Genomic DNA, 14,312 nt, shown 5'->3' on the forward strand with positions numbered 1-14,312 from the left:
CCCAAAACGAGCGCTTGGATGCAAGACGAGCGAAGCGACGGTTACTTTTAAACCAACCTAAAACCGCTGCGCTGTCAGCCGCCGACCAAGTACATCGCAATCCACGGCTGGAAGGACACCAGCAACAAGCAAAGGATCATTAGAGCGACCCAAGGTAGCGCTGCGCGGCAGACATTGCCAAAGCTCTCTTTGAACGCAGTCATCGCAACGATCAGGTTAAGCCCCAAAGGCGGCGTCAGTATGCCGATCTCCAGATTGAGGATAACGATGATCCCAAGGTGCGTTGAACCGATGCCATAAGCTTCAGCGATGGGTTTAAGTAGCGGCGAAGCAATGGTGATCGCGGACGCGGTATCCATGAAACAACCCATGATCAACAAGATCACGTTTGTCAGTAGAATAAAGCCAGTCTGACTATCGATCCGCTCGGTGAGGAAGCCAATGACTTCATGAGGGATGCGCTGCTCGGTAATTAAAAGGTTCATACTTACCGCAATGGCGATAAGCGGAAAAAGAGCGCCCACCAGTTTTGCGGCATCGATTGTCATGTCGAAATACTGGCTAAATTTGAGCTCACGAAAGAACAGAGTTTCAATTGTAATGGCATACACAAGCGCTACTGCGGCCGCCTCTGTCGGTGAAAAATAGCCCGAATAGATCCCACCAAGCAGGATGATTGGCATCATCAGCGCGGGTATGCCTTTGTAAATGGCGTTGGCGAGTTCGGCGATTGAAAAACGTTGGCGCGGGATGTGGTGATTCATCACGATCGCATAGCTGGAGAAAACGAGCGTCAACAAAAGGCCCGGACCAATACCCGCAAGGAACAGAGCGCTAATCGAGGTTTCTGTGATGATACCATAGATGATCATAGGGATTGACGGTGGGATGATGATCCCAAGCGTACCGCCAGCCATAAGCGCCCCGATCGCAAAGCGCGAGGAATACCCGTTTGCCACAAGCGCAGGATGAAGAACCGAGCCGACCGCTAACATGGTCACAATGGACGAGCCTGAAATGGCCGAGAACACAGCGCAGCTCAGTATCGTTGCCACGGCAAGACCACCGGGAATAGGACGTGTAATCGCGATCATAACATCGACTAGACGCTTTGCGATCGAGCCGCGGCTCATCACAGAGCCGACAAGAATGAACAGGGGCACCGCAACGACCAGTTCGCGGTCCATTGCGGACCAGACGTCTTGGATAAAGTAGTCAAGTTGCCCAGCGCCCCAGACCAAATGGGCATAACCTGCAACGAACATCAAAATGAGTATAAGGTTCACGCGCAATGCGAGCAAAACAAGAGCGGCTGCGATCAAAAGATATCCCATTATTCTGCCACCGCTGCTGTTGCTGGCATAAGATCAAGCCAAATTCCGTAAACGATATGACGCAGCGCTGAGAGCGCGAAGCCAATTGGAATGGCCAGTTGGACTGGCCAAATCAGCACATCAAGGGTCACGTCGCGCTCTTGCAGCATCATGCCGAAGCCAACGAATGTTAGGCCAGCAGAGGCGAGGACTAATAAAATAGCTGCTGAGAAAAATTGACCCAAGCGCAATGCTGCTGAAGTAAAGGCCTCGGGGACTGCATTATCGAGAAACCTAGGGCGTAGGTGACTGCCTGTCGCTGTCGCAATGCCAAATCCTGCCATCGCGCAATAGATCAAGACGTAGACGGCAAATTTAACGGCCCCAAAGATGCCATGTCCGAAAAATTCACGCCCGATGACGTCCGCTGCAAGCGCGCCCAGCATGAGCGCGAAGGCTGTCACGGCGATCCACTTTTCGATCCGAAGAATCCAGTCGATCAGAGATTTGGCCAGAGATTTCATAGCAGCGTTCTCCCCAGAACAGTCAAAAACGGCCCAGCACTATCGCAGGGCCGCAATTGGGTATGGCCCGTTTAGGGCGCGCAGCCTTCTTTGGCGCTCTGGAGCGTCGCCAGATAGCCCGAAGCATCGCCCCGCATCTCTGGCAAGATCTTGTCCCAGCTCGCAAGGCCAGCCGCTTTCCACAAAGCGATTTCTTCATCGCTCAGATCGACAACTGTACCGCCACTCTTTTTGTGCGCGCCTAGCATCTTGGCCTCGAAACCATCTACTTGTGCAACGACCTCTGCCAGCGGCATTGCCGCAGCCCAAGCATCAGAGAGAATCTTCTGCTCGCCTTCGGTCAGGCTGGCCCATGTTTTGGTTGAGACAGCTAGACCGCCAAGGTTGTAAGTGTGGCGTGTCGGAATGAAGTAAGGTGCCGTTTTGTTTACACCAGTCGCAACATAGAATGTTGGTGCGAAATCAACCGCGTCCACAAGGCCAGTTCCCAGCGCAGCAGTCGATTCAGCGGCTGCCAAAGGCACAGGGTTTGCGCCGACCGAGCCGAAAAATGTCATGGTGGTTTTCAATGGCGCCGTCCGCATTTTGATATTGGCCAGATCGGACGGTGTGCGGAATTCTTCCTTTGCACCGATACTTTGTGTGCCAACGGCAGAGAAGCCGAGAAGGTGGAACTTCTTACCAATCGCGGCGCGTGTAGGCTCCATGATCTTCGCCACAGCGCAGCCTGCTTGCGTGGGGGAGTCGAACAGATATGGGAGCGAGAGCAGGGACATTTCTGGGGCAACGGCACCAAGCGCTGGAACCGCGCCAAGCCACATGTCCAAACGCCCTGTGAGGGTCATTTTCATCGTGTCGGCCATTGTGCCCAATTCAGCATTGCCGAAGTAGGACACGGTTAGCTCACCGCCTGAAAGTTCCTCAACCTTCGCAACAAAGCCGCGGGCTTGCTTGGCCCAGATGGTTTTGTCAGGTGTGATCGTTCCGAGGCGCAATTCTTTTGCTTCAGCCGCAACGCCGAACGTCAGCGCTGCTGAAAGGGCTACGCCCGTCAGTTTTGTAAAGTATTTCATTTTTCCTCCCAGATGCCCAGTTCGGGCTGTATTTCTGCCTTTGATGCTAGGGAGCGGCAGCCTCGCGAGTCTGTCACCCACGTTACAATCTGCCGCTCGCAATGACTTACACGTCGCGCAATTCTCGGCGCAGGATCTTACCCACGGTTGATTTCGGTAGTTCCTCCATGAACACCACCTGTTTGGGCACTTTGTATGCGGTCAATTCAGTGCGGCAGAAGGCAATGACGTCCTCTTCTGTGACGCTCGCGTCTTTGCGCACGCAAAAGACTTTGACTGCTTCACCTGTCTTCTCATCCGGCACACCGATGCAGGCGCTTTCAACCAAACCGTCCAAATGCGCCAAGGCATCTTCGATTTCGTTTGGATAAACATTGAAGCCCGACACAAGGATCATGTCCTTCTTGCGATCCACAATGCGGAAGTAACCATCCTCTGCATAAGTGGCGATGTCGCCAGTTCGGAAGTAGCCATCTTCGGTGAAAGTGTCCTCGTTGGCATGGTTCCAATAGCCGCTCATGACTTGCGGACCTTTCGCCACCAATTCGCCGGCTTCACCGGGTGCAACTTCATTCCCTTCGTCATCGCGCAGAGAAATGTCGGTTGATGGCAACGGCAGGCCAATTGTGGCCGTAGCATCTGTTTCGCTCATCAAGTTGGCGGTCAAAACAGGCGCTGTTTCGGACAGGCCGTACCCTTCGGTGATGTGAAGGCCAGTCAGCGCTTTCCAACGATCCGAGACCGCCTTTTGCACTGGAGCGCCGCCGCCCATGGCTAGGCGAAGCGCGCTGAAATCGCATTTCTCAAAGCCCGGTGTCATCATCAAACCGACGTAGAGCGTATTCACCCCGACAAAGGCCGAGACCTGCCATTTGGACCATTCAGCAACAAAGGCCGGCATATCTCGTGGGTTGGGAATGAAGACGTTGAACGCACCTGCTTTGAAGTAGCTCAGGAAATTCACCATCAGGCCCATGATGTGATAAAGCGGCAGCGCTGTGACGACCGTCTCATTGCCTGGTTCCATCTTGTCGCCGAGCCAAAGTGTGAACTGCTCAATATTGGCGGTCATATTGCCGTGGGTCAGCATTGCACCTTTGGACAGCCCCGTGGTTCCGCCTGTGTATTGCAGGAAGATGAGATCGTCATGAGTGATCTGAGGCTCTTTGAACTCCATCTGCAACCCTTCGGCCAGCACGCGCGGCAAAGGCACAGATGTGGCGCGCAGGTCTTCGTGCACGGGGGGGCTGGGTTGTTGCAAGCCGCACAAATCATCAAGCCCAAGGGTGATCACGTTTTTAACTGGCGTGTCTTTGATGATCTCAGCCAAGGTCGGCGTGGCCATAGAAAACAGAACGATCGTCTCAGCGCCGCTATCATTGAGTTGATGTTGCAATTCATGCGCGGTGTAGAGCGGGTTGACGTTCACCTGAACGGCTCCTGCGCGGATGATCCCGAAACTCACCACTGGAAAGGCCAGAAGGTTCGGCATCATCAGCGCAATGCGATCGCCTTTTTTGATGCCAAGGCTGTTTTGCAGCCATGCGGCGAAAGCCGTGCTGAGACGATCAACCTCGTTAAAACTCAGGTTCGTGTGCAGCGCGTGGAACGCGGGTTTGTCACCATAGGTTGCGACCGTTTCCTTCAGCAGATCGATGACCGTTCCGGTTTCGCTTGCGTCGATCTCGTGTGGGATGTCGCCGTATTTCTTGAGCCAAGTTTTTTCCATTTTGTCCTCCCTTATCCCGCGTCGGCGAGGATCATATCCGCGCCTTTTTCGCCAATGGCGATCGTGGGAACATTCGTATTTGTTGCAGGCATGGTCGGCATGATCGAGCTATCGACCACCCGCAGCCCTTCAAGCCCGTGAACCTTTAGCCGTGCGTCAACCACATCCATCGACCCGTTACCCATGCGGCAAGTGCTGATCGGATGCCATGAAGTCTGGCCAGTGGCCTTCATGAATTCGATAATTTCAGCGTCGCTATCGAAGTTTAGACCCGGCTCGGTTTCTTCGATGATATGATTGGCCATAGCAGGATGTTTGGCAATTTCGCGCAGCTTGCGCATGCCTGCCAGAGCGGTTTCCGCATCACCCTGAGCTGAGAAATAGTTAGCGTTCATGTCTGGATGCTCGGCTACGTTGGCCGATTTGATGTGAACAGACCCTCTGCTTTCTGGGTAAATATGGAATTGCCCCAGACCGATACCCGAGAAGGGATCAGTAGGCGGGCCATTGCTATCATCAAGATAGCGATCCTTTGCGCTATACATCGCAATTTGCAGCTTGAGATCGGCATAGGGCGCAGCTTCGTGGCTTTTGGTCATCGCATGCGCCGTGACCGATGGGATCGCCATCAGGCCCTTGCGGGTCACAAGGTATTTCAGCAACCCAAACGCGCCGCGCAGTTTGCTCGACATGAGGTCGTTGACGGTGACAGCTTTGTTGATCTTGTAGTTAAAACGTGTGTGCAAATGATCGAGAAGGTTCTCGCCTACTCCGGGCAGTGCGTGCAGAACATCGATGCCATGCTGTTTCAGGACTTCGGGAGACCCAACGCCTGAAAGTTCCAGTATCTTCGGGCTGATAATTGGCCCCGCCGACAAGATCACTTCGCGTTTGGCAGTCAGCGTTCGTTGCCCACCATCGCCGCCAACGACGACACCAGTGGCGCGCTTGCCTTCAAAGGTCACGCGTTCGCAGGGCGAGCCAGTCATCACAGTTAGGTTGGGGCGTCCCATTACGGGATGCAGATAGGCCTTGGCAGTTGAGCAGCGTTGACCCTTGCGGATTGAGAACTGCAGCCAGCCAACACCATCTGCCCGTTCGCCGTTGTAATCATCGTTATAAGGGATACCGACACCCTGCGCCGCCTCGATAAAGCTGTGCGAAACAGGGTCGCGATAGGTGCCGAAAGAGCAGGTCACAGGCCCGCCTTTGCCCCGCTTTTCGCCTGTGCCTTCGGGGGCATCTTCAAGCTTTTTGAAATAGGGCAGTAAGTCGTCGTAGCCCCAACCGTCATTGCCCGCATCGCGCCATTCATCATAGCGCTTTGGCTCACCGCGCACAAAGATCATGCCATTGATCGAGGACGATCCGCCCAGCACACGGCCACGGGGCCAATAGACTTGCTGCCCCTTGAGCGAGCTTTCAGGGTTGGTCCAATAGTCCCATGCAAATCGTGGGTTTTGCAAAAGCTGACCGACACCGAGCGGCATGTTGACCCAGAAATGCTTGTCATTGCCGCCAGCCTCGATCAGCGCGACAGTGTATTTACCGTTCTCGCTGAGGCGGTTGGCCAGAACACATCCCGCCGAGCCAGCTCCGACAACGATGTAATCGAACGAAAGGCTCATTTGCTGACACCGAGAGCGTCCATCATCGCTCTGGCTTCGGCGCCCATGCGCTCAAATTGCATGTCTGGGAACTCAAGCTGGGGGCTTTCGCGGGTAAACTTCGGCGGCTTGGCGATCTCGAGTTCCACGAAATGTGGTCCGGGTGAGCCGATGAGGGCCGGTCCGCCTTCAACCAGTTCGGGCACTGTGGAGAACTTGCTCGCGGTCGAATAGCCTGAGGCCTTGGCAACCGCGCAGAAATCAAAACCAGAACCGCCAGGGCGATCCAGATTGGCCACGCCGCCAAATTGCGTGTTGTTGTTGAATACGATGTGGATGAGATTTGCAGGGGCCTGATCGCCGATCTGCGCCATGCCACCCATTTCCATCAACAGGCTCGCATCGCCATCGAGTACCACAACCTTGCGGTCTGGCTGCGCGATAGCGAGGCCAAGCCCGATGCCCGAAGCGCCGCCCATCAGCGGGACACTCGTAATGTTGAGCGGGCTGGGGGTAATTGCCGAGATCATTGGCATGGCCGACATGGTGTGTACAATAATCGTGTCAGGGCCGCGCATCTTGGAAACGATGAAGCAGGCTTCGATAACTTGAATGCTCATATCCTGTCTCCTCTTAAGTCCAGCTCGGGTAGTGGCCGATGTGGACCACAGCCGCGCGCTGTTGTTGTTTTGCTGTGGCAAAGGCTTCGGCAACTTTCGGCAAATCTTGCGTTGTTTCGAGGTGGAAGAACGGGATGCCCATCGCGGCCATGACCGGCTCGACAAGGTTGACGCAGGCGCGGCGGCTTTCAGTGATGGGCTGGCCAAGATTGGCAAACTCGCGCCCGAAAGCTCCGACGGACAGAACAAGCGGGATACCTGCGTCCAAGCCAACTGAGCGCAACGTGTTGAGACAATTGAGCAGGCCTTGGTTCTGCATCATCACCATCGGTGACATGCCGCCAACATAAAGGCCCATCGCCGTCGTCAGCGCTTGGTTCTCCGCGCTGCATTCGATGTAGCGCACGTCTTCGTCAGATTTCATTGCATCATGCAATGCGAATTGCACAAAATCAGGCACGGTTGTCACCGCATTCACCCCTTGTGCGCGATACGCGTCATGCAGCGCACTCGCTGGAATCGCATAGTCGGTAATGGCCATTAGCGGCATCCTCCCTCGTCATTTGACGCGAGCATTGCGCAAAGGGGAAAGACTTGACTGTCACCGAAGTGACAGTGCGTTCAGGAACTCGCGCCGCCTAAGTCGGCTAGGTTGGATTGTCGAGCAGCGCCTGCATGGCATCTACGTCGCGCACACCGATACGGCCATACTCCAGCCGCACCAGCCCTTCGCGTTCCATTTCCTTTAGCAGAATGTTGGTTCGTTGGCGTGACAGGTTGATCATGGATGCCAGCGCTTCCTGAGACACGGCGACCTCAAGACCTCTGCGTCCGTGGGCAACGATGCCATGCGATTGTGCGAGATACAAAAGCCGCCAAGCAAGGCGCGCACGCGGTTTCCACGTCGCGAATTGTTCTGCCACATCAAGCGCCATACGGAACCGTTGGCATAGAAATGCGATCAAGGCCTCTTGGACGTCGCGGTTTTCCCACATCAGATCGCGCAGCGCTTTCGCGGGCAGTGCAAGAACCTCGACCTCTGTTTCCGCAAGCGCGTCATGGCTTTCTTGCACATCATCAAGACAGGCATGCACGCCCCAAAAGTTACCCGGCTCCACAAAGATCGAAACAAACTCACGCCCCGACAGCGTGTGCGCCGACAAGCGCGCGGTGCCTTTGAGCAATACGAAAAACCGCGTCTCCTGTTCGCCCCGCTGAAGGATCAGCGCGCCCTTTTCATAACCTTTGACAGTTCCCTTTTTTAGCAGCGCCTCAACGGCGCTTTCGGGCAAAGGTTTCTTGAGTATCTTACTGTTCGTGATGAGGTCGGTGACCTCTTGGGTTGTCCAAGACATTTGCACACCATGCTTAAGGTGCGCATAGCCTAACCGTCATTTTCTGTTTCGAAAAGCAAACATGACCTGAATTGTCACGATAGTGATAGTTTGCATCCCGTCACTCCGTGACCCTGCATGCAAAGTGGGAGGACAAAATGGCCAACAGTGATGACGATCTTCTAAAGAACGGCGACCCGGGCGCAAATTGGCACGGAAAAATTGGCCGAACTTTTTCAGAGTCCGAGCCGTATTGGCCCGAACCTGTGAAAGCACCAGAGGGCGCGCCAAACATCGTTGTCATCCTCCTTGATGATCTTGGCTTTGCCGAAATGGGTTGCTTTGGCTCGGAAATCGAGACGCCCAATATGGACCGTCTAGCCGCGAACGGCTTGCGCTTTAACAATTATACCACTGTGCCGATGTGCGCGCCCGCGCGCGCCGCTATCATGACAGGGAAGAACCCTCATTCGGTTGGGGTTGGCTGGCTCACCCACGCAAACCCCGGCTATCCGGGTTTTCAAGCGGGCGAAATTTCCAAAGATGCGCCGACCTTTCCCGAAATCTTGCGCGAGACTGGCTATTCGACTTACGCGGTTGGCAAGTGGCACAATGCAGCCGACTATAATCTGACGGCTGCTGCTGACAAATCCTCATGGCCGCTCCAGCGCGGCTTTGATCGGTTCTATGGATTTCTTGGCGCTGAGACAAACTACCATGCGCCGGGGCAGATCGTCGAAGGCAATGAGTTGCTGCCAATTGAGGACTACGGCGAGGACTATTTCTCGACGGACGACTTCACCAATCGCGCGATTTCAATGCTCAAGGCGCATAAGACCGCAGCCGATGACAAGCCGTTCTTGATGTATTTCGCCACCAACGCGCCGCATACGCCGCATCATGCCAAACCAGCGGATATGGCCAAATACAAAGGCCGTTATGATGCCGGTTGGGATGCAATCCGCGCTGAGCGTTTTGAGCGTCAAAAAGAGCTGGGCGTGATCGGCGAGTGGGACTTGCCCGAGCTGTCTCCCGGAGTGCCCAAGTGGGAGGACATGCCCGAAAGCGAGTTGGACATCATGTCTGCCTACATGGAAATCTACGCGGGTCTCGTCGACAATATCGATCAGAATATTGGCCGCTTGATCGACGCTCTCGAAGAGATTGGTGAGATGGAGAATACGCTGATCCTGATTACCTCTGACAACGGGGCCTCCTCTATCGGGGGGGACGACGGGGCTGCGAATTTCACCGAAAAACGCGTGACGCAGCAGGAAAACCCAGAATTGGCGCGCAAGATGCTCGAAAGCGGCGCTTTGGGCGCTGTGAACACGTCGCCTGCTTATCCCAAAGGCTGGGGCAATGCGGGTAACACGCCGTTCCGTTTCTTCAAGCGTACGCCGATGAACGGCGGCATTCGCGTGCCGATGCTCGCGCATTGGCCTGCTCGTCTGAAAGACAAGGGCGCGGTGCGCGGCGAATGGGTGCATGTGACCGATGTGATGCCAACGCTGCTTGAAATGTTGGGGCTTCAGTATCCGCAGCAGCACAATGGCTACCGCACGCGGACCCTTAATGGGGTCAGCTTCCTTGATATGTTGACGGACGGTGCTGCCAAGTCGAAACGATCCGAGCAGTATTATGAACTTGAAGGCAACCGCGGTTACATTTCCGGTAAATGGAAAATCGCCTCGCTCCAACCTCCGGGTGAAAAGCTTGATCTGGGCAACTGGCTTCTGTTCGACATTGAGGCCGATCCGACGGAAACTAGGAACCTCGCAGATCAGCACCCAGATGTTTTGAAAGACTTGATTGAACGTTTCGATCAGGACGCGTTTGAGAACTATGCCTATCCGCTTGATAATCGTACGCTCGTGCGCGCGCTTACCCATGATCCGCACCGCATTAAGGATGTGAATCGGCCCTATATTTTCTATCAAGGGACAGAGAGCACGCAGGCCATTCAAGCCTCGGCGCTTTTTGCAGATCGCAACTATGAGCTGACCTGTTCGTTTAACTATGAAGACGGCATGGAAGGGGTGCTGTTTGCTATGGGCGACAGCCTGCGAGGCTTTTGTGCTTTCGTGAAGGGCGGCGAGCTTGTTGTGCATTACAACGGCGGCTTCCTTGTGAAGCGCGATCTGCGTCTTGGGCTGACAGCGGGCAAGCAGCTGCTGACACTTTCGCACACCGCCAAAGGCCGCTTGCAGGGTGAGGCGCATATCTCCCTTGAGGGAGGCACCGAGGGGGATTTGAACATGTCGCCCTGTATTTTGCTTTTGAACGGAGAAGGCTTCGATGTCGGGCTGGATCGCAAAACCAAAGTCTCGGCAGAGTGCGAAGGGCGGGGCAGTTTCGCGTATTCAGGTCGCATCGATTGGGTCAAAGTCACACCTGGCGCACAGGCACCTGGCTCGATGGTGAACCGCGCCGAAGAACTCGCACAGCAAGACTGGTAAGGAGAAGAACATGGAAAAACCCATCGCATTCCGAGGCCTTGTTGGGGCGTTAACACTGGGTCAAAAGCTGGGGGCTGTACCGCTGACGGTCGATCCTGACACACTCGAGGCTGCGGCTAAGAAGCGGGTCAAATTGTCAGATTTCGGCGATCCTTACTATCGCAAAGGGCTTGAAATCCTTTGCGACAGTCTAAACCGCGAGGCGGGTATGAATGCCTATGGCGTCGTGCTCGCGCGGGATATGATCGTGAATTTTCTGGCAACGCGCCTTTGCCTGCAAGACATGCGCAATCGCAACGCACCAGAGCTGAAGACCGATCTGATACCCCCCATCATCGTGACGGGTCTGGCGCGCACAGGAACAACAGCGCTGCACAGAATGCTCGCCGCTGCGCCGGGGCATCGCGGCCTTGAATGGTGGGAACTCATGTCGCCTGTGCCGCGCGGCCCGAAGGACACTGTTGAAGCGCGGGTGAAATTCGCCAAGGGGCTGATCTTGCCGCGCAAAATCTTCACCCCTCACCTCGACGCAGCGCACTACATTCGCGAAGACACACTTGAAGAGTGTTTCTGGATGATGGGCCAAAGCTTTGCTTCGCGCGCAATGGCGGAGGTGCTGCCTTGCCCATCCTACATTGAATATTTCCTCGACGGGGATCATCGCGACAAGAAATACGAAGACTACGCTGACTTGCTGCGCGTGATGCAAGCGCGCGTGCCGGGCAAGCGCTTGGTCATGAAAAGCCCCGAGCATATGGATGCATTGCCAGAGCTGGCACGGCATTTGCCTGAGGCCATGATCGTGATGACGCACCGCAAGCCGACGGAATCTGTTCCATCATACATTTCGCTCAGCGATCTGGTTCATTCGCTCGGGGTGAAAGAACGCGATGTGAAATCGCTCGGAAAAATCTGGCTTGATAATGCCGCGCGGGAGGTGGAAAAACACATGGCCTGTCGCCAGAAGTTCAACAACCCGCTTTGGGATCATCGCTATACGGACATGCTGGAAGACCCAATCGGGTCTGTCCGCCGCGTGTATGAGCGTTTTGGCATGGATTGGACGGATGAAACCGCCGAGACCGTCGCCAAACACACCCGCGAGAACCAACAGCACAAATATGGTCACCACAAATACCATATCAGCGACTTTGGCCTCACCGATGCGGATGTCGCAGCGCGGTTTGGCCCATATGTCGATCAATTCAACCCATAAGCCCGAAGGTAAGTGCCATGACCTCAGAGATTGAAAGCCGCATCCGCGCAAACTTCCCTCAGCTTGCCGCTCAGATGGACGCGGTCCCTGAAGTGTTTGCACCCGATTGGCTAAAAGGTGCGGCGGCGCAAAGTATTGGTAGCGGTGACTTTGGTCCTGACATCTTTGAAGAGCCTTTGGCGCGGCTTTGCTCTTCGGTCAACGAAGATGCAAACCTCAACGCCTATGGCCGGATGCTGCTGGCAGGCATGATCCGCACCCAACTGGAAAACCGCGTTTTGATGCAAGATTTGCGCAGGGCCCGCAAGCTGGCAGCGCGCCCGATCCCGCCGATCATTGTGACGGGCCTGCCGCGCACGGGCACGACGTTCTTGCATCGTCTGCTAGCGTCCGATCCGAACCACGCCTCGCTGCCTTATTGGCAGCTTATGCGCCCCTTTCCTCGCAGTGAAAGCGACACGCCCGAGGTTCGAAAGAACGAGGCAAATGCAGTGCTGGATGTGCGCCGCGCGCTCACTCCAGAGCTTGATGGCGTTCACTTGATCCGCGCCGAAAGCCCTGAGGAATGCATGTTCATGACAGCAAGTTCTATGCAATCGCGGCTCTACTGGAACCTAGCGCCTGTGTATTCGTTCATGGAGTGGTACAACACGGCCGACAGAACCGACAAATACCGAGAATATGTCGAAGCGCTGTCCTATCTGCAAACACACTACCCCGATCAGCGGTTGGTGCTGAAGGCCCCTGATCATGTGGACGGAATAAGCGAATTGCTGGATGTTTTTCCCGAAGCGATCATAGTGCAAACTCATCGTGATATGAACGAGCAACTTGGCAGCTATATGAGCCTTGGTGCGATCACCCGCAGTCTTGCAGTGCGCACATTGGACCCCGTACGCGAAGCCGAAGCCATTCTCGAACTGACCGACAGCTCAATCGAGCGAAACGCTGCTGCACGGCTAAAGCACCCAGGTAAAATCCTTGATATTAGGTATGTTGATCTTGTCGCCGATCCGATGCGCTGCGTTAAGGCAATCTATGATCACGCGCAAATTCAGCTGAGTACGGAGCAACGCGAAACACTCAAGGATCATCTGCAAGGTAACGCCAAGAACAAGCATGGGACGCATGACTATGACCTGTCACAACTTGGCTTGAGTGAAGGCGAACTCTCTGAGCGCTTCGCCGAATATGAAAACAGGTTCTTAAAACAATCTGCGTTCAGTTGAATGTGTGAGGCCGCTGCCCAATGGCAGCAACGTCCATATCCGATGCCTCGTGCCTCAGACGATGTGGATGCGCTTGTTTGAGCCTATGAATGAGCCAGTGGTATGATAGGTGCTTTTAGACGTTAGCGCGACTTTAGAAGCTCGGGGCGCTGATCAAGGAGCCAATCTTTGACCTCCTTTTTCTTCGCTTCTGCAACCCGAACTTCATCGCCGTTTCGTAGAGCAAGAAACATTTTTCTTCCATCATTCTTCAGCCCGGATATCGCATTTTTGGACACCCAATAGGATCGATGTGGTGAAATACCCCATTCAGGCTGGGTTTGCAGCAGCACTTCAGAGAGTTTGCCATAAACCGTTTCGCTCGAACCTGTCAGAAGATTGACTTCAAGATAGTGATCCGCCGATTTGACGAAGTTCAGCATATCAATGGGGTATGCATTTGATGCCAGAACAACGAACGGGACTTTCTTTTTTTCGCGATCAACGCTGAGGCGAGAATAGCGCGCCTCTACAACTGGCTGAACAAACTCAACGTATAACAATTCGAACACCCAAACACCGACCATGGTCACCATCCAAGCACGAACATGATCTTCGAAACTGGGGAACGGAGCGTCGGATATCGAAATGAGAACGATCCGACTGATGAGTAAGGTTGGCCAGATCGTCACCAGTGGGACAGCAGGCAAAAACGGCCTGATCCAACCATATCGTTTCGAGACCTGTCCCCAGCTGTACACAAACGCGACATAAAACACGACGGTCACGACCGCAGCGAATTGCCAAAAGAGGAACAGCAATGGCGTTTCTAGGTAAAAGCTAAGCCCATGGATGTCTGCCCAGAAATAGAGCAAAGCGGCGAGAAATAGGTACAAGCAAAAATGAGGATTCAGCAAGGCATGGCGCATTTCAACTTCGCTAAACCGAAGTATGCGCCCGCGCATCGTGACGATTTCTACTTCGCTCGGCTTAAGTGTCGGTGGCCTGCTTAGTATTGTTTGAATCAGATTCAATTATTGCTCCTCCGAACCTTCTAGTTTTTTTGGCCCGAATAGATACGCCTCAGGCAAAAAGCAACTTAAAGCGGCTCTCTATCAGCACTCAAGTCGATCTTTTCTTTCAACACCCGGTTCACGCTTCGTGAACTCGTCATGACGTCCATTTCTCGAAAAGTAGCCGTTTGAAATTGAAAACGTCCTAACAGAAAC

12 protein-coding genes are annotated in these 14,312 nt (G+C 54.5%); 3 read left to right on the top strand and 9 right to left on the bottom strand.

Features of this window, described 5'->3' with window-relative positions:
* Positions 1–74: 74 nt before the first annotated feature.
* The 8 genes from ACRBCU_RS15415 to ACRBCU_RS15450 all read right to left on the bottom strand — a co-directional run bounded on the left by ACRBCU_RS15415 (position 75) and on the right by ACRBCU_RS15450 (position 8,221).
* Positions 75–1,334, bottom strand: a complete 1,260-nt coding sequence (locus ACRBCU_RS15415) for a TRAP transporter large permease (protein ID WP_431366283.1) — start codon at positions 1,332–1,334, stop codon at positions 75–77.
* Complete coding sequence (locus tag ACRBCU_RS15420; protein WP_431366284.1) at positions 1,334–1,837, bottom strand: TRAP transporter small permease; 504 nt, start codon at positions 1,835–1,837, stop codon at positions 1,334–1,336. The genes ACRBCU_RS15415 and ACRBCU_RS15420 overlap by 1 nt, the downstream gene beginning before the upstream one ends.
* A 71-nt stretch (positions 1,838–1,908) precedes the next feature.
* On the bottom strand, positions 1,909–2,910 hold the full coding sequence (locus ACRBCU_RS15425; RefSeq protein WP_431366285.1) for a TRAP transporter substrate-binding protein: 1,002 nt from the start codon (positions 2,908–2,910) through the stop codon (positions 1,909–1,911).
* 106 nt (positions 2,911–3,016) lie between these two features.
* Positions 3,017–4,639, bottom strand: coding sequence for an AMP-binding protein (locus ACRBCU_RS15430; RefSeq protein ID WP_431366286.1), 1,623 nt, complete (start codon positions 4,637–4,639; stop codon positions 3,017–3,019).
* Positions 4,640–4,650: 11 nt separating this feature from the next.
* A complete protein-coding gene (locus ACRBCU_RS15435) occupies positions 4,651–6,267 on the bottom strand; it encodes a GMC family oxidoreductase (protein WP_431366287.1) in 1,617 nt (538 codons plus the stop codon).
* Positions 6,264–6,866 carry a thiamine pyrophosphate-dependent enzyme gene (locus ACRBCU_RS15440; RefSeq protein ID WP_431366288.1) on the bottom strand — a complete coding sequence of 201 codons (603 nt, stop codon included), beginning with the start codon at positions 6,864–6,866 and terminating at the stop codon, positions 6,264–6,266. The genes ACRBCU_RS15435 and ACRBCU_RS15440 overlap by 4 nt, the downstream gene beginning before the upstream one ends.
* Before the next feature lie 13 nt (positions 6,867–6,879).
* Positions 6,880–7,407: a thiamine pyrophosphate-binding protein gene (locus tag ACRBCU_RS15445; RefSeq protein ID WP_431366289.1), complete on the bottom strand. Its 528-nt coding sequence runs from the start codon at positions 7,405–7,407 to the stop codon at positions 6,880–6,882.
* 106 nt (positions 7,408–7,513) lie between these two features.
* The gene (locus ACRBCU_RS15450) at positions 7,514–8,221 is read right to left on the bottom strand and encodes a Crp/Fnr family transcriptional regulator (protein WP_431366290.1); all 708 of its coding nucleotides are present in this window, start codon (positions 8,219–8,221) and stop codon (positions 7,514–7,516) included.
* Positions 8,222–8,358: 137 nt separating this feature from the next.
* Between ACRBCU_RS15450 and ACRBCU_RS15455 the strand changes: the two genes are divergently transcribed.
* From ACRBCU_RS15455 to ACRBCU_RS15465, 3 genes are read left to right on the top strand one after another with little or no spacing between them, the layout of a single operon-like run.
* Complete coding sequence (locus tag ACRBCU_RS15455) at positions 8,359–10,659, top strand: sulfatase-like hydrolase/transferase (RefSeq protein ID WP_431366291.1); 2,301 nt, start codon at positions 8,359–8,361, stop codon at positions 10,657–10,659.
* Positions 10,660–10,669: 10 nt separating this feature from the next.
* Positions 10,670–11,875, top strand: coding sequence for a sulfotransferase (locus tag ACRBCU_RS15460; RefSeq protein WP_431366292.1), 1,206 nt, complete (start codon positions 10,670–10,672; stop codon positions 11,873–11,875).
* A 17-nt stretch (positions 11,876–11,892) separates the two neighbouring features.
* Complete coding sequence (locus ACRBCU_RS15465; RefSeq protein WP_431366293.1) at positions 11,893–13,104, top strand: sulfotransferase; 1,212 nt, start codon at positions 11,893–11,895, stop codon at positions 13,102–13,104.
* A 122-nt stretch (positions 13,105–13,226) separates the two neighbouring features.
* On the opposite strand, the gene ACRBCU_RS15470 is transcribed toward ACRBCU_RS15465, so the two are convergent.
* On the bottom strand, positions 13,227–14,117 hold the full coding sequence (locus ACRBCU_RS15470) for a LytTR family DNA-binding domain-containing protein (protein ID WP_431366294.1): 891 nt from the start codon (positions 14,115–14,117) through the stop codon (positions 13,227–13,229).
* Positions 14,118–14,312 lie beyond the last annotated feature (195 nt).

This window comes from Planktotalea sp., assembly GCF_050633725.1.
Classification (GTDB): Bacteria; Pseudomonadota; Alphaproteobacteria; order Rhodobacterales; family Rhodobacteraceae; genus Planktotalea.

What these genes read in the sequence shown, in the direction of transcription:
- ACRBCU_RS15415 (WP_431366283.1), bottom strand. Translation starts at nt 1,334, where the DNA reads ATGGGATATCTTTTGATCGCAGCCGCTCTTGTTTTGCTCGCATTGCGC.
- ACRBCU_RS15420 (WP_431366284.1), bottom strand. Translation starts at nt 1,837, where the DNA reads ATGAAATCTCTGGCCAAATCTCTGATCGACTGGATTCTTCGGATCGAA.
- ACRBCU_RS15425 (WP_431366285.1), bottom strand. Translation starts at nt 2,910, where the DNA reads ATGAAATACTTTACAAAACTGACGGGCGTAGCCCTTTCAGCAGCGCTG.
- ACRBCU_RS15430 (WP_431366286.1), bottom strand. Translation starts at nt 4,639, where the DNA reads ATGGAAAAAACTTGGCTCAAGAAATACGGCGACATCCCACACGAGATC.
- ACRBCU_RS15435 (WP_431366287.1), bottom strand. Translation starts at nt 6,267, where the DNA reads ATGAGCCTTTCGTTCGATTACATCGTTGTCGGAGCTGGCTCGGCGGGA.
- ACRBCU_RS15440 (WP_431366288.1), bottom strand. Translation starts at nt 6,866, where the DNA reads ATGAGCATTCAAGTTATCGAAGCCTGCTTCATCGTTTCCAAGATGCGC.
- ACRBCU_RS15445 (WP_431366289.1), bottom strand. Translation starts at nt 7,407, where the DNA reads ATGGCCATTACCGACTATGCGATTCCAGCGAGTGCGCTGCATGACGCG.
- ACRBCU_RS15450 (WP_431366290.1), bottom strand. Translation starts at nt 8,221, where the DNA reads ATGTCTTGGACAACCCAAGAGGTCACCGACCTCATCACGAACAGTAAG.
- ACRBCU_RS15455 (WP_431366291.1), top strand. Translation starts at nt 8,359, where the DNA reads ATGGCCAACAGTGATGACGATCTTCTAAAGAACGGCGACCCGGGCGCA.
- ACRBCU_RS15460 (WP_431366292.1), top strand. Translation starts at nt 10,670, where the DNA reads ATGGAAAAACCCATCGCATTCCGAGGCCTTGTTGGGGCGTTAACACTG.
- ACRBCU_RS15465 (WP_431366293.1), top strand. Translation starts at nt 11,893, where the DNA reads ATGACCTCAGAGATTGAAAGCCGCATCCGCGCAAACTTCCCTCAGCTT.